Here is a 23,064-nt window from a genome sequence, read left to right on the forward strand (position 1 = left end):
TGTCAGTCCCGGCCCGTATCCTCATGGACCATGCTCGAAGACCTCACGACCGCAGTGTCCACCCCCGCCTCGTGGCCGGCCGCGTATCCGCAGGGATACGCGGTCGTCGACGTGGAGACCACGGGGCTGGCCCGGGACGACCGCATCATCTCCGCGGCCGTCTACCGGCTGGACGCGCGCGGTGAGGTCGAGGACCACTGGTACACGATGGTCAATCCTGAGCGGGACCCGGGGCCGGTGTGGATACACGGTCTGACGAGCGAGATGCTCCAGGACGCCCCCCTGTTCCGGGACGTGGCGGACGAGTTCGCGGCCCGGCTCGACGGGCGGGTGCTGGTCGCGCACAACGCCGTCTTCGACTGGCAGATGATCGCCCGGGAGTACGCGCGCGCCGAGCGCGAGGCGCCCGTGCGGCAGCGGCTGTGCACCATCGCGCTGTCCAAGCAGCTGGGCCTGCCGCTGCCGAACCACAAACTGGAGACGCTCGCGGCCCACTTCGGGGTCGTCCAGCGGCGGGCGCACCACGCGCTGGACGACGCGCGCGTGCTCGCCGAGGCGTTCCGGCCGAGCCTGCGGGCCGCGGCGGCGGGCGGTGTCCGGCTGCCGCTGCACGAGTGCCGGCCGCTGACGGAGTGGAACGACCGCCCGGCGGCCCGGATCGGGCAGCAGGCCGGGTACGGCGGTCACCGGCCGAGCAGTTGGCGCCCGTCCCGCAAGAGGCCGGCGTGCCCGTATCCCAACCCGGGGCGGTACGAGCCGGGCCAACGCCTCAAGCAGGGCATGCGGGTCGCCTTCTCCGGTGACACCTCGGTCGAGCGGGAGCTGCTGGAGGACCGCGCCACCGAGGCCGGGCTGCACGTCGCCACCAGCCTGTCCCGGCTGACCAGCCTGCTGGTCACCAACGACCCGGACTCGGGCACCTCCAAGGTGGTCAAGGCCCGGCAGTACGGTACGCCGATCGTGGACGAGGCGGCGTTCGGGCAGCTGCTCGGGGACGTGGAACCGGCCACGGAGGGGTGACCGTACGGACGGGTGATTGACGGACGACTCGCCCGGCCCCCGCTCGCCCGCGCGGCCACGACGGCTCACCCTGTGGCGCATGGCGACATGTGAGGTATGCGGAAATCAGTACGGAATGACCTTCGAGGTGCATGCCCAGGGCGCGGTGCACGTCTTCGACTGCTTCGCCTGTGCGATCCACCGCATGGCCCCGATCTGCGAGCACTGCCGGGTGCAGATCATCGGGCAGGGCGTGGAGGCCGACGGCCACTGGTACTGCGGCGCGCACTGCGCCCGCGCGGAGGGCAGGGTGGGAATCGTCGACAAGGTCTGAGCCGGGGTGTGAGCCGCGGCATGAGCCATACCCGCCCGAATGCACCCCACGGCCGAGTTGTACGGTCGTGGGGTGTACCGCTTCCTGTTGTCCCGCCAGTGGGTGATCCTCACGCTGATCGCCCTCCTGCTCATCCCCACGATGATCAGGCTGGGCATCTGGCAGATGCACCGCTATGAGGAGCGCACCGCCCGCAACCAGCTGGTCTCCGACGCGCTGGCCGCCGAGCCGGTGCCCGTGGAGTCGCTGACCTCGCCGGGGCACACCGTCACCACGCACGAGCGGTACCGCACCGTGACCGCGAAGGGGCACTTCGACACCGGCGACGAGGTCGTCGTGCGCCGCCGCACCAACTCCGACGACGAGGTCGGCTACCACGTCCTGACCCCGTTCGTCCTCGACGACGGCAAGGTCCTGCTGGTCAACCGGGGCTGGATCCCCGCGGACGCCCCGAGCCAGACCACCTTCCCCAAGGTGCCCGCGCCGCCCCGCGGCGAGCTCACCGTCGAGGGCCGGCTGATGCCCGACGAGACGACCGCCTCCAGCGGCATCAAGGACCTCAAGGGGCTGCCGGACCGGCAGATCATGCTGATCAACAGCGCGCAGGAGGCCCGCCGCCTGGGCGCCGAGGTGCTCGGCGGCTACATCGCCCAGACGGCGCCCGAACCGAAGGGCGGCAGCCCCGAGCTGCTCGGCGACCCCGGCAAGGAGGACGCCGCGCTGAACTTCGCGTACGCCATCCAGTGGTGGCTGTTCTCCGCGGCCGTCCCGGTCGGCTGGGCGGTCCTGGCCCGCCGGGAGGCCCGGGAGCGGGCGCGGGCGGCGAGCCGGGGCAAGCCGGCGGAGGCGGAACCGGCGGCGGTGTAGCACCGCCGGGCCTGTGCGCGGCCGGGTCAGCAGCAGCGCCCCTGCCGGCAGTCCTCCCGGTGGGTCCGGTGCAGTACGTCCGTCAGCTCCCGGACGTACCAGCGCACCGCCCGCACCCACCGCACCGCCGGCACCCCACGCACCACCCTCACGGCCGGGCCCCCACCAGCGGCTCGGCCTCGATGCGGGACTCCACGTACGGCGCCTCGGACGTCGGGAGCGGCACGGGTGACCGTACGGCCCGTACGCACACCACCGCCGCGTTGCCGACGACCACGGCGACCAGCAGCAGGAACAGGGCGATGAGGACGCCGTCGACGGTGGAGTTGGTGACGACGGTGTGCATGTCGTCCACGGTCCTGGCGGGCGGCAGGACCTGGCCTGCCTGGAGGGCGTCGGCGTACCGCGCGCGCTGGGCGAAGAAGCCGACCTTCGGGTCGGCGGAGAAGATCTTCTGCCAGCCGGCGGTGAAGGTGACCGCGACCACCCAGGCCAGCGGGACACCGGTGACCCAGGCCCAGCGCAGCCGGCCCGACTTGATCAAAACCGTGGTGCAGACGGCGAGGGCGATGGCGGCGAGCAGCTGGTTGGCGATGCCGAAGAGCGGGAAGAGCTGGTTGATCCCGCCGAGCGGGTCGGTGGCGCCGACATAGAGGAAGTAGCCCCAGGCCCCGACGACCAGGGCGCTGCACAGCCAGATGCCGGGCTTCCAGGTGACGCGGCCCAGCGGCTTGAACACGTTGCCGAGCATGTCCTGGAGCATGAAGCGGCCCACCCGGGTGCCCGCGTCCACCGTCGTCAGGATGAACAGCGCCTCGAACATGATCGCGAAGTGGTACCAGAAGGCCTTCATCGCGGTGCCGCCGAGGATCCCGGAGAAGATCTCCGACATGCCGACGGCCAGGGTGGGCGCGCCGCCGGTGCGGGCGATCAGGGTCTGTTCCTCGACGGCTCGTGCGGCCTGGGTCAGCTGCTCGGGGGTGATGGTGAAGCCGAGGTTCGCCACCGCGTGGGAGGCCGACTCGGCGGTGGTGCCGAGCAGGCCCGCCGGGGCGTTCATGGCGTAGTACAGGCCCGGCTCCAGGGTCGCCGCGGCGATGAGGGCCATGATCGCGACGAACGACTCCATCAGCATGGCGCCGTAGCCGATCATCCGGACCTGCGACTCCTTCTGGATGAGCTTGGGCGTGGTGCCGGAGGCGACCAGGGCGTGGAAGCCGGACAGCGCGCCGCAGGCGATGGTGATGAAGAGGAACGGGAACAGCGACCCGGCGAAGACCGGTCCGGCGCCGGAGGAGGCGAAGTCGCTGATCGCGTCGGCGCGCAGCACCGGGGTGGCGACCAGCACCCCGACCGCGAGCAGGGCGATGGTGCCGATCTTCATGAAGGTGGACAGGTAGTCGCGCGGCGCGAGCAGCATCCACACCGGCAGGACCGAGGCGACGAAGCCGTAGCCGACCAGGCAGAGCACGAGCGTGGCCGGGCTCAGGGTGAAGGCGCCGGCGAGGGAGGAGTCCTGGATCCAGCTGCCGCCCGCGATGGCCAGAAGCAGCAGCGTCACGCCGATCAGGCTGGTCTCCACGACCCGGCCGGGGCGGATCACGTGCAGCCAGAAGCCCATGAACACGGCGATCGGGATGGTCATGGCCACGGAAAAGGTGCCCCACGGGGAGTGCGCGAGGGCGTTGACGACCACCAGGGCCAGCACCGCCAGCAGGATGATCATGATGGCGAACACGGCGACCAGGGCGGCCGCGCCGCCCACCCGGCCGATCTCGTCCCGGGCCAGCTGCCCGAGCGAGCGGCCGTCCCGCCGCATCGACAGGAACAGCACCACCATGTCCTGCACCGCGCCCGCGAAGATCACCCCGGCCACGATCCACAGGGTGCCGGGCAGATAGCCCATCTGGGCCGCGAGCACCGGCCCGACCAGCGGCCCGGCACCGGCGATCGCGGCGAAGTGGTGGCCGAGCAGCACCCGGCGGTCGGTGGGATGGAAGTCGACCCCGTCCTCGAGGCGCTCGGCCGGGGTGGCCCGGCGGTCGTCGGGCCGCAGCACCCGGCGGGCGAGGAAGCGGGAGTAGAAGCGGTAGGCGATGGCGTACGAACCGAGTGCGGCGACGACCAGCCAGACCGCCGATATCCGCTCCCCGCGGGCCAGCGCGAGCACGCCCCAGGCGAGGGCGCCGAGCAGGGAGACGGCGGTCCACAGCAGGATCGACCGGGCGGGCATGCGTGATGTTCCGGGCGTCGGACGATCGGTTTCGGGCAGGGCTGACACAGGCATGGCGGCTCCTCACCGGGGCGGTGGTGGATGACAGCGCGGAGGCAAAGACATGGCCGGGCGCGGCCGGTGACCTGCGCCCCTCTCCCGCTCGCTGTCGGTCTGTGCAAGAGTTGCCCACCCGCCGCAGGTGGTTGACAGCGGATGTCCGCGGGATTTCCCGCCGGTTCCCTGTCCTCCGGACGGGCCACCCGCGCAACTCTCTCCCGAGGGCACAGGCACACCAAGGACGGTGACCCATGGCTGACGGCGCGATGACCGCGACGTTCCTCGCCGTGATCGGCGGGGCGTCGCTGCTCGCCGTCACCGCGCGGCGGCTGCGGCCCACCGACCGGCTGCCGTCCCTGGAGGGGTGGGCGCTGGCCGACCGCGGCCTCGGTCCTGGCTGGAGCTGGCTGCTGCTCGGCGGCACGATCTTCACCGCGTACACCTTCACGGCCGTGCCGGGACTGGCGTACGGCAACGGCGCGCCCGCCTTCTTCGCGGTGCCGTACACCGTCGTCGTCGCGCCGCTCGCCTTCGTGCTGCTCGGCCGTCTGTGGGCGGTGGCCCGCCGGCACGGGTACGTCACCGCCGCCGACTTCGTGCGCGGCCGCTACGGGTCGCCGCCACTGGCGCTGGTGGTCGCGCTGACCGGGATACTCGCGACGATGCCGTACCTGGCGCTCCAGCTGCTGGGGATACGGGCGGTGCTCACGGCCGGCGGCGTCTACCCGCGGGGCGCGGCCGGGGACCTGGTGATGGTGGCGCTGTTCGCGGGGCTCGCGGTGGCCACCTACCGGCACGGGCTGCGGGCGCCCGCGGTGATCTCCGCGCTGAAGGCGGTGGCCGTGTTCGGGTCGCTGACCGCCGTGACCTGGCTGGTGCTGGCACGGTTCGGCGGCCCGGGCCCGGTCTTCGGCGGCGCGGCGCGGCGGCTGGGCGGCCCGGCGCTGCTGCTGAGGCCCGAGCAGCAGCCGGCGTACGCCACGCTCGCCCTGGGCTCCGCGCTCGCGCTGCTGATGTACCCGCACGTGCTGACCGCAGGGTTCTCCGCCGACGGGCCGCGCACCCTGCGCAAGGTGTCCGTGGCACTGCCCGCCTGGACCGCGCTGCTGGCACTGTTCGGGTTCCTCGGCATCGCCGCGCTCGCCGCGGGCGTCCGGGCCCCCGAGGGCGGCGCGGAGGCCGCCGTGCCGATGCTGGTCGACCGGCTGATGCCGGCGCCGCTGGCCGGGCTGGTGTTCGCCGCGATCACGGTCGGCGCCCTCGTCCCGGCGGCCGTGATGTCCATCGCCGCGGCCACGAGCTTCGTACGCAACGTGTACGTCGAGTACGTGCACCCCACGGCCACGCCCAAGCGGCAGGTGCGCATCGCCAAGGCGGTGTCGCTGACCGCGAAGGCGGGGGCCGTGGCGTTCGTGTTCGGGCTGCGCGACCAGGACGCCGTCAACCTCCAGCTGCTCGGCGGGGTCTGGATCCTGCAGGTCTTCCCGGCGGTGGCGCTCGGGCTGTTCACCGGGCGGCTGCACCCGCGGGCGCTGCTCGCCGGGTGGGCCGTGGGCATGACGGCCGGGACGTACCTGGTGGTGCGCGAGGGGTTCTCCCCCGTCGTGCCGCTCGGCACCGGCTCCGGGCCGCTGGAGATCTACGCCGGGCTCGTGGCCCTGCTGCTGAACCTGCTGGTCGCGGTGGCCGGCACCGCCGTCCTCGAATGCCTCGGCGTCCCGCGCGGCGCCGACACCACCGACCTGCCGAACCGCCTGGCCCTCAGGCGACGCCCGCAGACGGGAGCCACCTCGTGAAGCCTGTGAGACCCAGACCGCACACGTCCGCCACCGTGCCGCCGGTGCCCGCGCAGGCCGCCGCTCCGGCGCAGGCGTACGCCCCCGCACCCCCCGCCGTCCCGGCCGACCTGGAACGAGAGGCCGGTGTCGCCCGTCTGTTCGAGCTGCACTACTCCTCGATGCTGCGGCTGGCCGTGCTGCTCGGCGCGGACGACCCGGAGAACGTGGTGGCGGAGGCGTACTACCAGATCTACCGCCGGTGGCGGCGGCTGAAGGACGTGGCCGCGGCGGAGGCGTACCTGCGCTCCACCGTCTGCAACCTGACCCGGATGCGGATACGGCACCTGCAGGTGGCCCGCCGCCACGAGGAGAACCCGCCGGCGCCGCCGGACGAGACGGTCGCCTCCGCCGAGAACGCCGCGCTGCTCCGCGACGACCAGCGGGTGCTGATCGACGCCCTGCAGCAGCTGCCCGCCCGGCAGCGCGAGGCGCTGGTGCTGCGGCACTGGCTGGGACTGAAGGAGAGCGAGATCGCGGCGGCGATGGGGATCTCCTGCGGCTCGGTCAAGACGCACACGGCACGCGGCATCGCCGCCCTGACCCAGGTGATGGAGGCCCGGCGATGAACGACACCAGCGCGGACCGTACGGACCACGACCACACCCGCACCGAACGGGAACTGCGCGCGGCCCTGGCGGCGCTGGCCGGCGGGGTCTCCCCCGCGCCCGACGCCTACCGCACGGCACGCGGCGCGTGGCTGCGCCGGGAGCGCCGGCGCAGGCTGGTGCTCGCCGTGCTGGTCGCCGTGGTCTTCGCCCTGGCCACCCTCATCGGCCTGTGGGTGCTCAACCAGACCCCGTCGGACCCGGGCGTGATCTTCTCGGGCCCGGGGGCCGCATCCGCCGCGGACACGTCACCTGTCCGGCCGGGCCCCTGATTGTTTCCCGGGTCAGCAGGGAACCCGCACCTCGTGCACCCCCGTATCGAGGACTACGCACTCATCGGAGACGAACAGACCGCGGCTTTGGTGGGCACGGACGGCTCCATCGACTGGCTGTGCCTGCCCCGCTTCGACTCGGCCGCGTGCTTCGCCAAGCTGCTCGGCGACGAGGACAACGGCCACTGGCGCATCGCCCCCACGGGCGCGGACCGCTGCACCTGGCGCGCCTACCGCCGCGACACCCTCGTGCTGGACACCTACTGGGAGACCCCCGGCGGAGCGGTCCGCGTCACCGACCTGATGCCCCAGCGCGACCGCGCCCCCGACGTGGTGCGCGTCGTGGAGGGGCTGCGCGGCGAGGTGACCGTGCACAGCGCGCTCAGGCTCCGCTTCGACTACGGCTCGGTCGTGCCGTGGGTGCGCCGGGCCGACGGGCACCGGGTGGCCGTGGCCGGACCGGACTCGGCGTGGCTGCGCAGCGAGCCGGAGGTGCGCAGCTGGGGCGAGGACTTCGGCACCCACGCGGAGTTCACCGTGCGGGAGGGGGAGAAGGTCGCGTTCGTCCTGACCTGGCATCCCTCCCACGAGCCGCGCCCGCCGCTGGTCGACCCGTTCGAGTCGCTGCGCCACAGCGTCGAGGACTGGCGGACGTGGGTGTCCCGCTGCCGCTACGACGGCCCGTACCGGGACGCCGTCGTCCGCTCCCTGATCACCCTCAAGGCGCTCACCTACTCCCCCACCGGCGGCATCGTGGCCGCCCCCACCACCTCGCTGCCCGAGGAACCGGGCGGCGTGCGCAACTGGGACTACCGCTACTGCTGGCTGCGCGACTCCACCATGACCCTGGGCGCGCTGCTGTCGGCCGGCTATGTGGAGGAGGCCGAGTCCTGGCGGAACTGGCTGCTGCGCGCGGTCGCCGGCGACCCGGCGGACCTGCAGATCATGTACGGCCTGGCGGGCGAGCGGCGGCTGCCCGAGTTCGAGCTGCCGTGGCTGGGCGGCTTCGACGACTCGACGCCCGTGCGCATCGGCAACGACGCCGTGAACCAGCTCCAGCTGGACGTGTACGGCGAGGTCATGGACTCCCTGTCGCTGGCGCGCCGTGCGGGCCTGTCGGCGCAGCCGGACGTGTGGGCCGTGCAGTGCGCCCTGATGGACTTCCTCAAGACGGCCTGGCGGCAGCCCGACGAGGGCCTGTGGGAGGTGCGCGGCGGACGGCGGCAGTTCGTGCACTCCAAGGTGATGGTGTGGGTCGCCGCCGACCGGGCCGTGCGCACCATGGAGGCCCACCCCGCACTGGACGGCGACCTGGCGGGCTGGCGCGCGTTGCGCGACGAGGTGCACCGCGAGGTGTGCGAGAAGGGCTACGACCCCGAGCGCAACACCTTCACCCAGGCGTACGGCTCCCGCGAGCTCGACGCCGCGCTGCTGCTCATCCCGCGGGTCGGTTTCCTGCCCCCGGACGACCCGCGGGTGCTCGGCACCATCGACGCGGTGCGCAAGGAACTGGACCTCGGTGGTCTCGTGCGCCGCTACAGCACCGACGAGGAGGCCGTCGACGGCCTGCCGGGCAGCGAGGGCACCTTCCTCGTCTGCTCGTTCTGGCTCGCCGACGCCCTGCACATGACGGGCCGTACGCGAGAGGCCCGCGAGCTGTTCGAACGGCTGGCCGGGCTCGCCAACGACGTGGGGCTGCTGGCCGAGGAGTACGACCCGGTGGCCGGGCGCCAGCTCGGCAACTTCCCCCAGGCGTTCAGCCACATCGGCCTGGTGAACACCGCCCTCGCCCTGTTCGGGGCGGACGGGGCAGGATAGGGCCATGGATCTTGGACTGAAGGACCGGGTGTACGTGGTCACCGGGGCGACCCGCGGACTGGGCAACGCCGCGGCGCGCGCACTCGTCGCCGACGGCGCGAAGGTGGTCGTCACCGGGCGCGACGAGGAACGGGTCACCGCCGCCGCGGCCGAACTGGGGCCGGACGCGGTCGGGGTGGCGGTCGACAACGCGGACCCCCAGGCGCCGGCGCGGCTGGTCGCCACCGCGCGGGAACGCTTCGGCCGCTTGGACGGGGTGCTGGTCAGCGTCGGCGGGCCGCCGCCGGGGTTCGTCGCCGACAACTCCGACGAGCAGTGGCGGGCGGCGTTCGAGTCGGTGTTCCTCGGCGCGGTACGGCTCGCCCGTGCCGCCTCGGCCGAGTTGGAGGCAGGCGGCGTCATCGGGTTCGTGCTGTCGGGGTCGGTGCACGAGCCGATCCCGGGGCTGACGATCTCCAACGGGCTGCGGCCGGGTCTGGCCGGGTTCGCCAAGTCCCTGTCGGACGAGCTGGGTCCGCGGGGGATCCGGGTGGTCGGGTTGCTGCCCGGGCGGATCGACACGGACCGGGTGCGGGAGCTGGACGCGCTGTCCGCCGACCCCGCCGCGACACGGGCCGCCGCGGAGTCCCGTGTCCCGCTGCGGCGGTACGGGACGCCCGAGGAGTTCGGGCGGGTGGCCGCGTTCCTGCTCTCTCCGGCGGCTTCCTATGTGACCGGGGTGATGGTTCCGGTGGACGGCGGAGCCCGGCACGGGTTCTGACCGGCTGTGAAGGCCGGTGGGTGCTGAGGGCCGTTCAGCGGTGAGTGCTGAGGGCGGTTCAGCTCACCCTCTCCGGGCGGTGCCGGACGCCCCGCAGCCGGACCTCCGCCGGGAGTGAGCTGAGGCCCGCCGCGTCCCGCGCGTGGCTCAGCGCGCCGCTCGTCACGTCGTGCAGGGCCGTGCCCGGGTCCACGTCCGGCTCCAGCGACAGTCGTACGTGCGCCTCGGGCGCGGTGCGGCGGCCGGTCAGGTGGGCGCGGGCACGGTCGACGCCGTCCACCTCCCCCGCCTCGTCGGCGAGGGCGTCCTCCAGGGCGCCGCCCCGCAGCGTGGCGCCCTCGCCGTCGCCGGTGTCGACCAGGATCTCGCTGAGGCGGTGCCGGCGCAGCACCGCGATCAGCCACCACAGGGCGAGCAGGACGAGGACGGCCAGGGCGGCGATGACCACCGGCCACCACCAGCCGGCGTCCCGCCAGCGGGTGCGTTCGGCGTCGTCGAGCAGAACGTCGTGGCGGTCGTGGTGGATCCACCAGGAGGGGGCCGGCGCGCCGAGCCCGACGGCCAGGACCGAGCCGCCCAGCACGAGCAGGACAAGGCCCACGAGGGCCAGCAGGACGCGGTTGACGACCCTGAGCACCGGGCTCACCCCTTCCTTCCGGGCCTGCGGACGTGCACCGACAGCGCGGGCGGGCGGGCCAGGCCCAGTCCGCGCACCGCCTCGGCGAGCACGGTGTCCAGGTCGGCCCGTACGTCGTCCAGTTCGCGGAAGTGCGACAGGGCGCGGACGTCGGCCTTGCGGCGGCGCACCCGCACCCGCACCGCCTGCACACCGGACACCTCCACGGCCCGGTCCCGCAGCGCCATGGCCGCCGCGTCGCGGTGCAGTGCGGCGCGTACGTCGGGGTGGGTGCGGCGCATGGGGAGGAGCCGGCGCAGGCCGGGGGTGAGGGCGAGCAGGAGCAGCCAGAGTCCGAGCGCGGTGGCGACGCCCGCGCCGATCAGCACCCAGATGTCGTCGAGGGGGCGTTCGGCCAGTTGCCGGGCCAGTGTGCGGCGCCAGCGCATGCCGGGCCGGTCGGCGCGCACGGCGGCGACGTCGTACAGGAAGAGACCGGCGGCGGCGAGGAGGAGCAGGGCGACCAGGCCGGCGGGGACGCGGCGCGCCGACCAGAAGCGGTGGGCGCGGCCGGCCTCCTGGTCCGCAGCCGGTCCCCCGGACGGTGGGGCCGGCGGCTCGGCCTTCTCCAGGACGGGCAGGCGCTGGGTGGTCTCCTGCGCCGCTTCCCTGCCCTGACGTTCGCTCATCGCGTCCTCCCCCGGGCCGCGCGGTGCGCCGCCGCCAGGTGCAGCCGTTCGACCTGGACGGCGACCTCCGGTACGTCCATTCCCGTCAACGCGCCCACCCGTTCGGCGACTCGGCGGCGCACCTGCCCGCAGCGGCCGCCGACGTCGGTGGGGTAGTCCAGTTCGAGGTGGACGTGGACACGGGCCGCGTGGTGGTGGACGACGACGGTGGCGTGCGGGGGCGCGGCGTCCGGCGGCAGTGCGCCGACCGCCTCGCGGGCCGCCTGCGAGGCGATCTTGGCGATCACCCGGTCGGCGATCCGGGTGGCGCCGCGCTCGCCCGGCGGGACGGCGGCGAGGGGTCTGCGGAGCTCACCGGCCACGGTGCTCACGGGTGTCACCGCCGCCGTTCGTCACGGGAACGGAAGAAGTCGGCGAGGTCCATGTCCCCCTCAGCGAACCGGCCGACGACGAGGCCGACGGCGCCCAGCGCCGCCACCAGCAGGAAGGCTCCGAATCCGCCGAAGTACCCGGCGAAGCCCAGCGCCATGCCGGCGATCATGCCGGCCACGGCCATGCTCATGGTGCGCTCTCCTCAGCTCCTCGGCAGCCTCCGGCCGCCGCGTCATGGGTACCGGACACCTACTGGATCCGGCGCTCGGGCTCCTCTTCCTCCTCGTCCGGCAGCTTCACGTCGCTCACCGCGATGTTGACCTCGACCACTTCCAGGCCGGTCATCCGCTCGACGGCGGCGATCACGTTCTCCCGTACGTCACGGGCGACGTCGGCGATCGGCGCGCCGTACTCGACCACGATCTCCAGGTCGAGCGCGGCCTGCACCTCGCCGACCTCGGCCTTCACGCCCCGGGTCACCGACTTGGCCCCGCCCGGCACCCGGTCGCGCACGGCGCCGAAGGTCCGTGACAGCCCGCTGCCCATGGCGTGCACGCCTTCCACGTCGCGTGCGGCGAGGCCGGCGATCTTCTCCACCACGCCGTCCGCGATGGTCGTCCGGCCCCGGCTGCCCGGGTCTCCGCCGCCGCGCCTGGCCGGCTGGCTCCTGCGTGAGGTCTCGACCTCCGGGCCCCGGTTCTGCTCCGTCGTCTCAGTCATCGCCGTACGTCCTTTTCGGTCGTCGTCCTGTGTCCACCGTAAGCACGGTTGCGTGGCGGCGCGCCAGGGATGCGGCAGGCTGGAGGAATGACGACGGCTGACCGGTGGACGCAGACGGTACGGCAGCGCCTCGGACTGGGCAGGCTGCTGCCGCTGGGCGGCCCGCGCGACGGCGCGTGGATCGCGGAGCGGGCGGCCGGGGCGGTGTTGCGGAGCGCGGCGCGGGACGTGCCGGGGGTACGCCTCGACACGCTCCGGATCGCGCTCGCCGACCCGGAGGACGTGCAGGAACCGGCCGTGCCTGCGCCGCCGAGCGCGTTGCCGCCCGGCCCGCTGCGGGTGACGGCGGAGTTCGCCGCGACGGCGGCACAGCCGCTGCCGACGGCGGCGGCCCTGCTGCGCCGGGCGCTGGCGACCGCCGCAGCGGAGCGGCTCGGCCTGACGGTCGCGGAGGTGGACCTGCGGGTGACGGGCCTGCTGGACGCCGAGCCGGAACAGGCCCCGGCGGCCTTGCAGGAGCCGGTGCGGGCCGCTCTGGCCGGTGAGGCCGAGGAGGGCCGTGTGGCGACTGCCGTGCTGACGGTCCCCGGCGTCCTGCACCTGACGGGCACGCTGGGCCGCCCCGTCCGGATCGACGACCGCGCGCAGGGGCCGCAGGCCGCCGCCCTGCCGCACCGTCACGTCCTGGTGGAACTCGCGGTAGGCGCGGACCACCGGGCCCTTGACGTGGCCCGGGAGGCCCGGGCGGCGGCAACGGAGTCACTGCCCGACCACCCGACAGCAGCCATCCTGATCAGCACGGTCGCCTGACGGCGGGTCAGGCACCGGTGACGTGACGGCCGGTGGCCGACCGACCGGAGACCGAACGCGGCTGTCTCCTCCGCCGGGTGCGGCCGTTGGGGTGGCGGAGTGGCGGGGCGCTCCGGCGGAGCCGGACGGGTGAGGGCCGGGGGTTTGCGGCGGGTGCAGTCGGGTGATGGCCCGCCGTCGCACGACCACGGGTCGGACGGCGGGCTTACCCGCCTACCCCGGCCGGACCATGAACCGGCCCCCGGCGGGTGCAGACGAGTGAGGGCCCGCCTTTGCGCGGCCGCGGGTCGGACGACGAGGCCTTCCCACCCGACCCGGTCGGACGATAACCGGGCTGCAGACGGGTGACGCCCGCCATCGCACGGACACGAGTCGGACGAGGCGTCTTCCCTCCTGACCCGGCCGGACCATGAACCGGCCCTCGACGGGTGCAGACGAGTGAGGGCCCGCCTTTTGGCCCGGCCGGGTGATGGCTGGGTGTCCGGCGGGTGCGGACGGGTTCGGTCGGTTTTCTCGCCGGACGTGGTCGGCCCCGGCGCGGGGCGGGTGACGCCCGGGCGGGCCGCCGGGGGCGGGTCGGTTCACCCGTGGATGCGGTCGCCCGGCCGGGTGTCTCTCACTCGCCGAGGCCCGCCAGGTCGCGCAGTCTGCGGGCCTGGGCGGCGCGTTCGGCCGCTCGCTGGTCCTCGTAGGTGCGGTCCTGGGCGCCGCGCAGCAGGGCCTTGGTCTCGATGACGGCGTCCCGGGGTGCGGCGAGGATCGCCGAGGTGAGGTCGGCGACGGTGCTCTCGAGCTGGTCCAGGGGCACGGCGATGTTCGCGAGGCCCGTGCTGACGGCCTCCTCGGCCGTGACGAACCGCCCGGTCACGCAGATCTCCAGCGCACGGGCGTACCCGACCAGGCTCACGAGGGGGTGGGTGCCGGTCAGGTCGGGCACCAGCCCGAGGCTGGTCTCGCGCATGGCGAACTGCAGGTCGTCGGCGACGACGCGCAGGTCACAGGCGAGCGCGAGCTGGAATCCCGCCCCGATGGCGTGTCCCTGGACAGCGGCGATCGACACGAGGTCGCTGCGCCGCCACCAGGTGAACGCCTCCTGGTACCCGGCGATGGTCGCGTCCAGCTCGGCGTCGCTGCCGCGTGCGAGGTCGATGAACGACGGTTCGCCGTCGAAGCCCTCGGGCGTGAACGCCTGCCGGTCGAGCCCGGCCGAGAAGGACTTGCCCTCGGCCCGCAGCACCACGACCCGGACGGAGCCCGGCAGCAGCCGGCCGGCCTCGGTCAGCGCCCGCCACAGAGCCGGGCTCTGCGCGTTGCGCTTGGCCGGGTTGGTCAGCGTCACCGTGGCGATCGCGTCGTCGACGGTGAGCCGTACGCCGTCCTTGTCGAGTACCGGACCGAGGTCCTGGGCGGGCGAAGCCATGGGGCGCCTCCGATGGGTGCGGTCGTCTTCCATGCCGCGGGGCGGCCCGCAGGAACGTCCCGTACCACGGCACAGCTAAGTGACTGCACAGTAACCACCCGGCCGGTCAGTCGGCCGACCGGGTGGCCACCATCGAAGCCGAGGGGCCACCCGGGATCAGGCCGACTGGGCCTTCTTGCCCCGGGTCGCCCCGCCACGCCCTCGCAGCGTGACGCCCGACTCGCTGAGCATGCGGTGCACAAAGCCATACGAGCGGCCGGTCTCCTCGGCCAACGCCCGGATGCTCGCACCGGCGTCGTACTTCTTCTTCAGGTCTGCCGCGAGCTTGTCGCGCGCGGCGCCGGTCACCCGGCTGCCCTTCTTCAGAGTCTCGGCCACCCGTGCCTCCTCATGGGAAGTGCGCTCTGGTCTCCTCATGATCACCCCTCCGGGCCTTCATGGCCACCCATTCGGCAAGGTCCGTGCGAGAAGGTTTTGACGACGGGAGCGAGTCCCCACAAGCGGAGGATCTAATTCCGAAGGCTGCCGACCGTACGGCCGAACGGGTTGTTCCGGGAAAGGCCAGGTCAGAAAGGCGCGGCGGCCGGGCCCCGGAGAATCGGGGACCCGGCCGCCGGATCGGTGTAGGACACACCGCGGTACCAGGAGATCTCACACAGATGATGGATCACCGTTGGGCCGAATGATCCATACGCCGTGGATCATCCTCGCGGTCACGCCAGGGCGACGAGGTCCGCGTAGTCGGAGCCCCACAGGTCCTCGACGCCGTCCGGCAGCAGGATGATCCGCTCCGGCTGGAGCGCCTCGACCGCGCCCTCGTCGTGGGTGACCAGGACGACCGCGCCCTTGTAGGTGCGCAGCGCGCCGAGGATCTCCTCGCGGCTGGCCGGGTCCAGGTTGTTGGTCGGCTCGTCGAGGAGGAGGACGTTCGCGGAGGAGACCACCAGGGTGGCGAGGGCCAGGCGGGTCTTCTCGCCGCCGGAGAGGACCCCGGCGGGCTTGTCGACGTCGTCGCCGGAGAACAGGAACGAGCCGAGCACCTTGCGGACCTCGACGAGGTCCATGTCGGGTGCGGCGGAGCGCATGTTCTCCAGGACCGTACGGTCCGGGTCGAGGGTCTCGTGCTCCTGGGCGTAGTAGCCGAGCTTGAGGCCGTGCCCGGGGACGACCCTGCCGGTGTCGGGCTGCTCGACGCCCGCGAGGAGGCGCAGCAGGGTGGTCTTGCCCGCGCCGTTGAGCCCGAGGATGACGACCCTGGAGCCCTTGTCGATGGCCAGGTCGACGTCGGTGAAGATCTCCAGCGAGCCGTACGACTTCGACAGGCCCTCGGCCATCAGCGGGGTCTTGCCGCAGGGCGCGGGCTCGGGGAAGCGCAGCTTGGCGACCTTGTCCTGCTGGCGGACCTCCTCCAGCCCGGACAGCAGCTTCTCGGCGCGCCGGGCCATGTTCTGCGCGGCGACGGTCTTGGTGGCCTTGGCGCGCATCTTGTCGGCCTGGGCGTTGAGCGCGGCGGCCTTCTTCTCGGCGTTGGCGCGCTCGCGCTTGCGGCGCTTCTCGTCGGCCTCGCGCTGCTGCTGGTAGAGCTTCCAGCCCATGTTGTAGATGTCGATGCGGGCGCGGTTGGCGTCCAGGTAGAAGACCTTGTTGACGACCGTCTCGACCAGGTCGACGTCGTGGCTGATGACGATGAAGCCACCGCGGTAGGTCTTGAGGTAGTCGCGCAGCCAGATGATCGAGTCGGCGTCGAGGTGGTTGGTCGGCTCGTCGAGCAGCAGGGTGTCCGCGTCGGAGAACAGGATGCGGGCCAGCTCGATACGGCGGCGCTGACCGCCGGAGAGGGTGTGCAGGGGCTGGTTGAGCACCCGGTCGGGCAGGTTGAGCGCGGCGGCGATGGTGGCGGCCTCGGCCTCGGCGGCGTACCCGCCCTTGGTGAGGAACTCCGTCTCCTGGCGCTCGTACTGCTTCATCGCCTTCTCGCGGGTGGCGCCCTTGCCGGTGGCGATGCGCTGTTCGTTCTCGCGCATCTTGCGAATCAGGACGTCGAGGCCGCGGGCGGACAGGATGCGGTCGCGGGCGAGGACGTCGAGGTCGCCGGTGCGGGGGTCCTGCGGGAGGTAGCCGACCTCGCCGGAGCGGGTGATGGTGCCGGCGGCCGGGATGCCCTCACCGGCCAGGCACTTGGTGAGAGTGGTCTTGCCGGCGCCGTTGCGGCCCACCAGTCCGATGCGGTCGCCCTTGGCGACGCGGAAGGTGGCGTTTTCGATGAGGACGCGGGCACCGGCGCGCAGCTCGATGCCGGAGGCGGAGATCACTGGTCAGACTCCTGGGCGGATATCCGGGGGCGGGGTGGGCGGCTGAGGACGTTCCCGCCGTCTAATGCGCGAGGAGAATGGCCATGGGGGCCAGTCTAGCGGTGCTGTGCAACCACTTTTTCTGCGTTCGGGTGTTCGTTTCGTCTCGCCGGGTCGTTGTCGGTGGCGGGTGGAAGACTGAACAGCAGACCCGCTCCATCGGGTCTTCCGGCAACCGTGTCACGAGGGAGTGATCGGTATGGCAGGCACGGACGGTGGGCGTCCGAGCATCTATCCGACGTTGCTGTACACCAACGCCAAGGCGGCGATCCGGCAGCTCACGGAGGCCTTCGGGTTCACGGAGCTGTCGGTGTTCGAGGGCGAGGACGGCTCGGTGATGCACGCCGAGCTGGTGCAGGGCGACGGCGCGGTGATGATCAGCTCCAGGGGCCGCGGTGGCGTCTTCGACGCGGCGATGAGGAACGCGGGCCCCGCCGGGGTGTACGTGGTCGTGGACGACGTCGACGCACACCACCAGCGGGCCGTGGAACACGGCGTCGAGATCCTCATGCCCCCGACGGACCAGGACTACGGCTCGCGGGACTACATGGCCCGTGACCTCGAGGGCAACGTCTGGAGCTTCGGTACCTACGCTCCTGAGATCACGGCCTGACACCCCGCCGGGCCGACACCCCCGGGAGACCTGCGGGCCGCTGAGGCCGAGGCGCCGGGGAGAGCCGGGGCCGTGGAGGCAGGCGGGCCAAGGGACCCACGGACCGAGGAAACCCACGGCCCTGGTCGCCACAGCCCAGGCGGCGGCTCCCTGCGGCGGTCGGGCTCAGTTGCCGCCGGTGTGGACCTGGAAGGCGGCTCGGCGCACTGCCTTGGCCAGGGCCGGGTCGGGGTGGGCCGCGGCGAGGGCGACCAGGACCTGCACGGTGCGCGGGTGCCCGACGGCGCGTACCTCGTCCAGCAGCGCGGGCACGGTCGGCTGCACCGCGGACTCCAAGTGGCGCACGAGCATCGGCGCCTCACCGTGGTCGGCGACGGCCGCCGCGGTGTCCACCCACAGCCAGGTGGCCTCCTCGCGGGTGAGGACCTCGTGGGCGTCCTCGGGGTCGATGCCGTCGTGCTCGGCCAGCCACAGCAGGGCGTAGGGCCGCAGGGTCGGCTCGTCGAGGACGGCGCGCACGTCCGGCTCGGCCGGGGCGCCGACCACGCGCAGCGCCTCGAAGGCCAGGCCGCGCAGCAGGGCGTCCTCGCCGCGGGCGGCCTCGAGCAGTTCGGTGACGGCGCTGCCGACGGGCCGGGCGGCGAGCCAGGCGCGGTACTCGGCGCGGGCGGCGTTGGGGCGGAGCTGGGCGCAGCCGCGCAGCATGTCCTCGGCGGACTGCTCGATGTTTCCGGCGGGGCTCTGCGCGGCGACGCAGATCTGCTCCAGCTTCACCCAGACGGCCCAGCTGCCGAGCGGGGTGAGCGTGGCCTGCCCGTCGCCGTAGGTGAGGGCGCCGACGGAGGCCAGGGCGCGCAGGGCCCAGTCGAGCAGCGGGGCGAGCGGGGCGTCGGCGGCACCCGGTGCGGCGGGCTCGGGCTGCGGACCGTAGACGACCTCGCAGCGCTCGGTGCGCAGCTCGGTGACGCGCTGCTGCAGCAGGTCGAGGAGCTGTTCCACGGGGACGGGGCCGGCGGACAGCTGGAGGAAGGAGAGCACCTGCGGCATGGCCGAGACGACCTCGGCGACGGCGGCGGGCTCGTGGCCCTCGGGCTCGGGGTAGGCGAGCGACCAGGCGTCGAAGAGGGCGACCCAGCCGCGCAGCACGGCGCTGTCGTCCCGGTCCCAGGCGCGCAGCCGCCAGCCGGGGCGGGCCCGGTCGCCGTGCACCTCGACGAGGCCGGCGAGCCGGGCGGTGTCCCAGTCGGCCCGGACCTGAGCGACGGTCAGCCCGAGTTCCCGGGCGGCCCGTTCGGCCGTCGCGTCGGAGAGGGTGGCCTTGCCGTCGGCGGTGGCACCGTCACGTCCGGGGCCGAGGGCGGCATCGGCCCAGCGGGCGACGCGGGCCGCGCCGGCCAAGCCGGAGCGCGCCATTCTGGCCAACTCCGCCGGTGCCGGGGTGCCCTCCGGGGGGCGCGGTGCGGGGCGGCGCGGGCGCCGCTGGTTCACGGCTGCGGGGGCGGCGGCCAGGGGTCGCGGGCGGACGAGTCGAAGCCTGGAGTCGCGCGGGATACGGGACGTCACGGGGGCAGTCTTCCGCTTGACGGTCCGAAAACCCAAACGGAATGTCACGGCGGGCGACGGGGATGGCCAACGCACCGGTCCCCGCGGGTGCGCACGGGCCGGGTTCAGGCCAGTGGTACGGCGCTAAACGGAATCCGCGCGACCGGGTGACGTCGGACACAGGCGGCGGAATGTGATGTCCCCCACGGTCCCCACCGAAGGTTCACCGGGAGGTCACCGGAGGATCACCGGGACGCCACCGGAGGATCACCGGGACGGCGCCGGGGCGTCACATCAACGGGGTGAGGAAGCGCCGCATCGCCTCTTCGTAGGCCTGCGGGTCGGCGTTCCACATGGCGCCGTGCGGTGCCTCGGCGACGGTGTGGAGGGTGACCAGGTCCGGGCGGGCGTCGGCGAGGCGGCGGGAGAACCCCCAGGGGGCCACCTCGTCGCCGGGGCCGTGGAAGACCAGGGTGGGGACCCGGATGTCGTCGAGGGCGACGGGGTGGGCGCGGCGGTCGCCGTACAGGCCGGTGCGGCCCTGGGCGGCGCGGACGGCCAGCGGCAGCAGCACCCGCGGGGTGCGGCGGGCCGCGGCCAGGGCGCGCAGGGTGGCCTCCCAGCTGAGGACCGGGGAGTCCAGGACGAGTCCGCGGACCCGTGCGCGCAGCTCCGAGTGGGCGGCGGCGCGCAGGGCCATCGTGGCGCCGGTGGACCAGCCGTGCAGGACGACCTGCCGGGCGCCGTGCCGCACGGCGTGGTGGAGGGCGGCGTCGAGGTCGCGCCACTCGGTCTCGCCGAGGTGGCCCAGGCCGTCCGGGGAGCGGGGCGCGCCGGGGTCGCCGCGGTAGGCGGGGGCCAGCACCGGGAAGTGGTGGCGGTGCAGGAAGTCCAGGACGTTCAGGGCGAGTTCCCGGGTGGCTCCCAGGCCGTGCACGGCGATCACCCAGGTGTCCCGGGCGCCGGGCACGAACCAGGCGGGCAGCGTGCCGAGTTCGCCGGGGATGCCGACGTCGGTGTGGTCCAGACCGAGGGCGCCGCGCGGATCGCCGACGTACACGTTCGGGGCGAGCCGGACGCGGTCGCCGGGCTCCAGGGTGCCGTGCGTGACGCGTTCGAGGCGGCGTACGACGGTGTCGGCGGCGTGGGGAGCGTCGGTCAGCACGGGTCCGACGACCGCGTGGGAGCCGTCGCCGGTGAGGCCGTAGCGGCCGGGGCGCAGGCTGGCCAGGTCACGGGTGAGGGAGATCCGGTCCGCGGCGGTGCCGTGCACGGTGAGCCGGGGCTCGGTGGGCAGCGGCCGGTCCGGGGACGCCTTGAGGGCGGCGTCACTGGCGAGCCGTCCGGCGGCCACCGCCGCGGCCCCGGCGACGGTCACTGCGGTGAGGGCGGCGGCCGCCGCTTTGTCGGTGCGCACGGCTCCAGTGTCCTGGCGGACCCGGCGAGCGGCCAGTGGGCGGACGGCCGGTCGGTCTCACCCCCGCTGCCCGTACCCCCGCAGCCTCTCGCCCACCTGCGCCAGCTGCTCCGGCGACAGCAGGCTCGGGGTCAGGCCGGGCACCGAGGAGGCGGTCAGCCACAGGCGGCACATCCACTCCAGCTGGGCGGTGCGGTCGTAGGCCTGGTCGAGGGTGGCGCCGTGGGTGATCGTGCCGTGGTTCTGCAGCAGGCAGCCGGAGCGGCCGGTGAGGGCGTGCAGCATGTTCTCGGCCAGCTCGTCGGTGCCGTACGTCGCGTACGGGGCGACCCGGACGGGGCCGCCGAGCGCGGCGGCCATGTAGTGGATCAGCGGGAGTTCCCGGACGAGCGTGGAGACGGCCGTCGCGTGCACGGCGTGGGTGTGCACGACGGCACGGGCGTCGGTGGTGCGGTAGACGGCGAGGTGCATGGGGAGCTCGCTGGTGGGGACGAGCCGGCCCAGCACCTGCCGGCCGTCGAGGCCGACGCCGGTGACGTCGTCCGGCGTGAGCCGGTCGTAGGGCACGCCCGAGGGTGTGACCAGGACCGTTTCCCCGACGCGCACCGAGACGTTGCCGGAGGTGCCGACGACCAGCCCGTCGGCGACCGTGCGGCGGGCCGTCGCCACGAGGTCCGCCCAGGCCCGCGCCTCCTCAGCGCGCACGCCCCTTCGCTCCCACTGCTGCTCAGCCATGCGGCGATCCTGCCAGGCGAGGGCCCCGGGGCGCCGCCGGACCGGGGGCACTTCGGGCCGGAATCCGCACGGCGGCACTCCTCGGCCCGCCGCGGAACGGCGGCCGCCGCTTACCGACATCCAGAACTGCCGCACGGACACCGTGATGCCCTCCGCAGTTCATCTTCCGTTCACCCTGGTTGCCTACGTTCGTCCAGCCAATGACCTCGAACGATTGCCTGGGTAAATGGAAAGCTTCTCGCTGATCCTCGCGATTGTGGTGGTAACCGCACTCGCGTTCGATTTCACGAACGGTTTCCACGACACCGCGAACGCGATGGCCACGACCATTTCCACGGGCGCCATGAGGCCCAAGGTCGCCGTCGCCATGTCCGCCGTCCTCAACCTGGTCGGCGCCTTCCTCTCCGTGGAAGTCGCCAACACGATCTCCAAGGGTCTCGTCGACGAGACCGGCATCCGTCCCGAGGTCATCTTCGCCGCCCTGGTCGGCGCGATCCTCTGGAACCTGCTGACGTGGCTGGTCGGGCTGCCGTCCAGCTCCTCGCACGCCCTGATGGGCGGCCTGGTCGGCGCCACCATCGCCTCGGCGGGCGTCGGCGCGGTGCACGGCGACGTCCTGGTCACCAAGGTGCTGATCCCGGCGGTCGCCGCCCCGCTGGTGGCGGGCGTCGCCGCGCTGGTCGCGACCCGGATGACGTACGTCCTCGGCAGGAAGGCCGACGGCAAGGCCGCCCAGAAGGGCTACCGGGCCGGCCAGATCGCCTCCGCGGGCCTGGTCTCCCTGGCCCACGGCACCAACGACGCGCAGAAGACCATGGGTGTCATCACCCTCGCCCTGGTCGCCGGCGGCGCCGTCGCCCCCGACTCCGACCCGCCGATGTGGGTCATCCTCTCCGCGGGCCTGGCCATCGCGCTCGGCACCTACCTCGGCGGCTGGCGCATCATCCGCACCATGGGCAAGGGCCTGACCGACCTCCAGCCGCAGCAGGGCTTCGCCGCCCAGACCAGCGCCGCGACGGTCATCCTGGCCTCCTCCCACCTCGGCTTCTCCCTGTCCACCACGCACTCCGTCTCCGGCTCGGTGATGGGCGCGGGCCTGGGCCGCAAGGGCGGGGTCGTCCGCTGGTCGACCGCCACCCGGATGTTCGTCGCCTGGGGTCTGACCCTGCCGGCCGCCGCCCTGGTCGGCGCGCTCGCCGAGTGGGTCACCGGTCTCGGGGACTGGGGCACCGCCCTGGTGGCCGTCTTCCTGGTCGCCTCCAGCGCGGCCATCTGGAAGATCTCGCGCCGCGAGGTCGTCGACCACACCAACGTCAACGACGTCGAGGACGAGCCGGCCGGCGTGGTGACCACCGCCATCGCCGCGGTGACGCCGCCTCCGGCGGGCACCGTGGCCGGCAGCGGGGCCGAGGACCTGACGATCCCGGCCCAGAAGACCCCGGCCACCGCCACGGCGACCGCCGACCCGGCGGCCCCCACCACCGTCTGAGCCCCCGCGTCCGGACACGTAAGGAAGTAGCAGCATGAAGATCGACTGGGCGGCTCTCGGCTCCGTCTTCGGGGTCAGCCTCGTGGTCACCGTGGCCCTGGTGAGCCTGTTCACCCTCGGCATCGCGGGCCTGTCCCGCCAGGAGCGGGCGGCGGCGCAGGGCGGTTCCGCGGCGCTCGCGGTGGCCGGCGCCTACGCGTGCTTCGCGGCGTGCGCGGCGGCCGTGGCGTACGGCATCCATCTGATCGTCGCCTGACCGGCGGCAGCGCCTGAGCGGGGTGCGGGACGGTTCGCCGTCCCGCACCCCGCTGTCGTGCCATGCGGTGGTCGTGAGGCCGCCGACCGCTGAGGTGTGGGCCTCAGCACACTCCCCCGCCGCAGGTCAACGGCAAGTTGACTGGTGTTCGCGGCCGTGGTGGACTGCCGGAGCCAGTGCGGCGGCAGGAGAGGAAGCCGGTGGAAATCCGGCGCGGTCCCGCCACTGTCACCGGGGGAGGAAACCCCGGGAGCCAGGAACTCTCACCG

At 73.5% G+C, this 23,064-nt stretch carries 24 protein-coding genes and 1 riboswitch; of the genes, 12 read left to right on the top strand and 12 right to left on the bottom strand.

Annotated features, from left to right (window positions below):
* Positions 1–30 precede the first annotated feature (30 nt).
* The 3 genes from AB0K80_RS30835 to AB0K80_RS30845 all read left to right on the top strand — a co-directional run bounded on the left by AB0K80_RS30835 (position 31) and on the right by AB0K80_RS30845 (position 2,200).
* Entirely contained in the window at positions 31–1,020 is a 990-nt protein-coding gene (locus AB0K80_RS30835) for a DEDDh family exonuclease (RefSeq protein ID WP_365675343.1), read from the top strand.
* 79 nt (positions 1,021–1,099) lie between these two features.
* Positions 1,100–1,333, top strand: a complete 234-nt coding sequence (locus AB0K80_RS30840) for a hypothetical protein (protein WP_365675345.1) — start codon at positions 1,100–1,102, stop codon at positions 1,331–1,333.
* 72 nt (positions 1,334–1,405) lie between these two features.
* Complete coding sequence (locus tag AB0K80_RS30845) at positions 1,406–2,200, top strand: SURF1 family protein (RefSeq protein ID WP_365675347.1); 795 nt, start codon at positions 1,406–1,408, stop codon at positions 2,198–2,200.
* A gap of 148 nt (positions 2,201–2,348) precedes the next feature.
* On the opposite strand, the gene AB0K80_RS30850 is transcribed toward AB0K80_RS30845, so the two are convergent.
* Positions 2,349–4,433, bottom strand: a complete 2,085-nt coding sequence (locus AB0K80_RS30850) for a carbon starvation CstA family protein (RefSeq protein WP_365675349.1) — start codon at positions 4,431–4,433, stop codon at positions 2,349–2,351.
* Positions 4,434–4,723: 290 nt separating this feature from the next.
* Between AB0K80_RS30850 and AB0K80_RS30855 the strand changes: the two genes are divergently transcribed.
* Genes AB0K80_RS30855 through AB0K80_RS30875 form a run of 5 tightly spaced genes read left to right on the top strand, consistent with a single transcriptional unit; the run spans position 4,724 to position 9,765 of the window.
* Positions 4,724–6,268 carry a sodium:solute symporter gene (locus AB0K80_RS30855; RefSeq protein WP_365675351.1) on the top strand — a complete coding sequence of 515 codons (1,545 nt, stop codon included), beginning with the start codon at positions 4,724–4,726 and terminating at the stop codon, positions 6,266–6,268.
* Positions 6,269–6,312: 44 nt separating this feature from the next.
* Positions 6,313–6,876 carry a sigma-70 family RNA polymerase sigma factor gene (locus tag AB0K80_RS30860; RefSeq protein WP_365675394.1) on the top strand — a complete coding sequence of 188 codons (564 nt, stop codon included), beginning with the start codon at positions 6,313–6,315 and terminating at the stop codon, positions 6,874–6,876.
* Positions 6,873–7,187, top strand: a complete 315-nt coding sequence (locus tag AB0K80_RS30865; RefSeq protein ID WP_365675352.1) for a hypothetical protein — start codon at positions 6,873–6,875, stop codon at positions 7,185–7,187. The genes AB0K80_RS30860 and AB0K80_RS30865 overlap by 4 nt, the downstream gene beginning before the upstream one ends.
* 33 nt (positions 7,188–7,220) lie before the next feature.
* A complete protein-coding gene (locus AB0K80_RS30870; RefSeq protein WP_365675354.1) occupies positions 7,221–9,005 on the top strand; it encodes a glycoside hydrolase family 15 protein in 1,785 nt (594 codons plus the stop codon).
* Positions 9,006–9,009: 4 nt separating this feature from the next.
* Entirely contained in the window at positions 9,010–9,765 is a 756-nt protein-coding gene (locus tag AB0K80_RS30875; RefSeq protein WP_365675355.1) for an SDR family oxidoreductase, read from the top strand.
* Between the two features lie 58 nt (positions 9,766–9,823).
* Here the strand turns inward: AB0K80_RS30875 and amaP are convergent, their stop codons facing one another.
* From amaP to AB0K80_RS30900, 5 genes are read right to left on the bottom strand one after another with little or no spacing between them, the layout of a single operon-like run.
* The gene (amaP, locus tag AB0K80_RS30880) at positions 9,824–10,411 is read right to left on the bottom strand and encodes an alkaline shock response membrane anchor protein AmaP (RefSeq protein ID WP_365675357.1); all 588 of its coding nucleotides are present in this window, start codon (positions 10,409–10,411) and stop codon (positions 9,824–9,826) included.
* Complete coding sequence (locus AB0K80_RS30885; RefSeq protein WP_365675359.1) at positions 10,408–11,070, bottom strand: DUF6286 domain-containing protein; 663 nt, start codon at positions 11,068–11,070, stop codon at positions 10,408–10,410. The genes amaP and AB0K80_RS30885 overlap by 4 nt, the downstream gene beginning before the upstream one ends.
* Positions 11,067–11,450: a hypothetical protein gene (locus AB0K80_RS30890; RefSeq protein WP_365675361.1), complete on the bottom strand. Its 384-nt coding sequence runs from the start codon at positions 11,448–11,450 to the stop codon at positions 11,067–11,069. Before AB0K80_RS30890 ends, AB0K80_RS30885 begins: the two co-directional genes overlap by 4 nt.
* The gene (locus tag AB0K80_RS30895; protein WP_365675362.1) at positions 11,447–11,632 is read right to left on the bottom strand and encodes a hypothetical protein; all 186 of its coding nucleotides are present in this window, start codon (positions 11,630–11,632) and stop codon (positions 11,447–11,449) included. The genes AB0K80_RS30890 and AB0K80_RS30895 overlap by 4 nt, the downstream gene beginning before the upstream one ends.
* Before the next feature lie 59 nt (positions 11,633–11,691).
* Complete coding sequence (locus AB0K80_RS30900) at positions 11,692–12,162, bottom strand: Asp23/Gls24 family envelope stress response protein (protein ID WP_365675364.1); 471 nt, start codon at positions 12,160–12,162, stop codon at positions 11,692–11,694.
* 87 nt (positions 12,163–12,249) lie between these two features.
* Here AB0K80_RS30900 and AB0K80_RS30905 point away from each other — a divergent pair, with 87 nt between their 5' ends.
* Positions 12,250–12,972, top strand: coding sequence for a nucleopolyhedrovirus P10 family protein (locus AB0K80_RS30905; RefSeq protein ID WP_365675366.1), 723 nt, complete (start codon positions 12,250–12,252; stop codon positions 12,970–12,972).
* A gap of 616 nt (positions 12,973–13,588) precedes the next feature.
* Here AB0K80_RS30905 and AB0K80_RS30910 read toward each other — a convergent pair.
* The 3 genes from AB0K80_RS30910 to AB0K80_RS30920 form a co-directional block, all read right to left on the bottom strand.
* Positions 13,589–14,392 (bottom strand): enoyl-CoA hydratase/isomerase family protein, encoded by an 804-nt coding sequence (locus AB0K80_RS30910; protein WP_365675368.1) that lies wholly within the window; start codon positions 14,390–14,392, stop codon positions 13,589–13,591.
* 156 nt (positions 14,393–14,548) lie between these two features.
* Complete coding sequence (locus AB0K80_RS30915) at positions 14,549–14,770, bottom strand: helix-turn-helix domain-containing protein (protein ID WP_043499642.1); 222 nt, start codon at positions 14,768–14,770, stop codon at positions 14,549–14,551.
* Positions 14,771–15,105: 335 nt separating this feature from the next.
* Positions 15,106–16,704, bottom strand: coding sequence for an ABC-F family ATP-binding cassette domain-containing protein (locus AB0K80_RS30920; RefSeq protein WP_365675370.1), 1,599 nt, complete (start codon positions 16,702–16,704; stop codon positions 15,106–15,108).
* Between the two features lie 238 nt (positions 16,705–16,942).
* On the opposite strand from AB0K80_RS30920, the gene AB0K80_RS30925 reads away from it, so the two are divergent.
* A complete protein-coding gene (locus AB0K80_RS30925; RefSeq protein WP_365675372.1) occupies positions 16,943–17,356 on the top strand; it encodes a VOC family protein in 414 nt (137 codons plus the stop codon).
* A 165-nt stretch (positions 17,357–17,521) separates the two neighbouring features.
* On the opposite strand, the gene AB0K80_RS30930 is transcribed toward AB0K80_RS30925, so the two are convergent.
* From AB0K80_RS30930 to AB0K80_RS30940, 3 genes are all read right to left on the bottom strand, one after another.
* Positions 17,522–18,769, bottom strand: coding sequence for a hypothetical protein (locus AB0K80_RS30930; RefSeq protein WP_365675374.1), 1,248 nt, complete (start codon positions 18,767–18,769; stop codon positions 17,522–17,524).
* Positions 18,770–19,187: 418 nt separating this feature from the next.
* Positions 19,188–20,315: an alpha/beta fold hydrolase gene (locus AB0K80_RS30935; protein WP_365675376.1), complete on the bottom strand. Its 1,128-nt coding sequence runs from the start codon at positions 20,313–20,315 to the stop codon at positions 19,188–19,190.
* Positions 20,316–20,372: 57 nt separating this feature from the next.
* Complete coding sequence (locus AB0K80_RS30940; protein ID WP_365675378.1) at positions 20,373–21,050, bottom strand: class II aldolase/adducin family protein; 678 nt, start codon at positions 21,048–21,050, stop codon at positions 20,373–20,375.
* Between the two features lie 226 nt (positions 21,051–21,276).
* Here AB0K80_RS30940 and AB0K80_RS30945 point away from each other — a divergent pair, with 226 nt between their 5' ends.
* Both AB0K80_RS30945 and AB0K80_RS30950 read left to right on the top strand, forming a co-directional pair.
* A complete protein-coding gene (locus AB0K80_RS30945; protein ID WP_365675380.1) occupies positions 21,277–22,539 on the top strand; it encodes an inorganic phosphate transporter in 1,263 nt (420 codons plus the stop codon).
* A 34-nt stretch (positions 22,540–22,573) separates the two neighbouring features.
* Positions 22,574–22,795, top strand: coding sequence for a hypothetical protein (locus AB0K80_RS30950; RefSeq protein WP_365675382.1), 222 nt, complete (start codon positions 22,574–22,576; stop codon positions 22,793–22,795).
* Positions 22,796–22,984: 189 nt separating this feature from the next.
* Positions 22,985–23,058, top strand: a riboswitch (cobalamin riboswitch).
* Positions 23,059–23,064: the final 6 nt, after the last annotated feature.

Source organism: Streptomyces sp. NPDC052682, assembly GCF_040678435.1.
In the GTDB taxonomy this organism is placed as follows: domain Bacteria; phylum Actinomycetota; class Actinomycetes; order Streptomycetales; family Streptomycetaceae; genus Streptomyces.

Coding starts and splice junctions, on each gene's coding strand:
- AB0K80_RS30910 (WP_365675368.1), bottom strand. CDS start 14,392: ATGGCTTCGCCCGCCCAGGACCTCGGTCCGGTACTCGACAAGGACGGC.
- AB0K80_RS30900 (WP_365675364.1), bottom strand. CDS start 12,162: ATGACTGAGACGACGGAGCAGAACCGGGGCCCGGAGGTCGAGACCTCA.
- AB0K80_RS30855 (WP_365675351.1), top strand. CDS start 4,724: ATGGCTGACGGCGCGATGACCGCGACGTTCCTCGCCGTGATCGGCGGG.
- AB0K80_RS30875 (WP_365675355.1), top strand. CDS start 9,010: ATGGATCTTGGACTGAAGGACCGGGTGTACGTGGTCACCGGGGCGACC.
- AB0K80_RS30905 (WP_365675366.1), top strand. CDS start 12,250: ATGACGACGGCTGACCGGTGGACGCAGACGGTACGGCAGCGCCTCGGA.
- AB0K80_RS30885 (WP_365675359.1), bottom strand. CDS start 11,070: ATGAGCGAACGTCAGGGCAGGGAAGCGGCGCAGGAGACCACCCAGCGC.
- AB0K80_RS30950 (WP_365675382.1), top strand. CDS start 22,574: ATGAAGATCGACTGGGCGGCTCTCGGCTCCGTCTTCGGGGTCAGCCTC.
- AB0K80_RS30945 (WP_365675380.1), top strand. CDS start 21,277: ATGGAAAGCTTCTCGCTGATCCTCGCGATTGTGGTGGTAACCGCACTC.
- AB0K80_RS30840 (WP_365675345.1), top strand. CDS start 1,100: ATGGCGACATGTGAGGTATGCGGAAATCAGTACGGAATGACCTTCGAG.
- AB0K80_RS30835 (WP_365675343.1), top strand. CDS start 31: ATGCTCGAAGACCTCACGACCGCAGTGTCCACCCCCGCCTCGTGGCCG.
- AB0K80_RS30850 (WP_365675349.1), bottom strand. CDS start 4,433: ATGCCCGCCCGGTCGATCCTGCTGTGGACCGCCGTCTCCCTGCTCGGC.
- AB0K80_RS30940 (WP_365675378.1), bottom strand. CDS start 21,050: ATGGCTGAGCAGCAGTGGGAGCGAAGGGGCGTGCGCGCTGAGGAGGCG.
- AB0K80_RS30865 (WP_365675352.1), top strand. CDS start 6,873: ATGAACGACACCAGCGCGGACCGTACGGACCACGACCACACCCGCACC.
- AB0K80_RS30930 (WP_365675374.1), bottom strand. CDS start 18,769: ATGGCGCGCTCCGGCTTGGCCGGCGCGGCCCGCGTCGCCCGCTGGGCC.
- AB0K80_RS30925 (WP_365675372.1), top strand. CDS start 16,943: ATGGCAGGCACGGACGGTGGGCGTCCGAGCATCTATCCGACGTTGCTG.
- AB0K80_RS30895 (WP_365675362.1), bottom strand. CDS start 11,632: ATGAGCATGGCCGTGGCCGGCATGATCGCCGGCATGGCGCTGGGCTTC.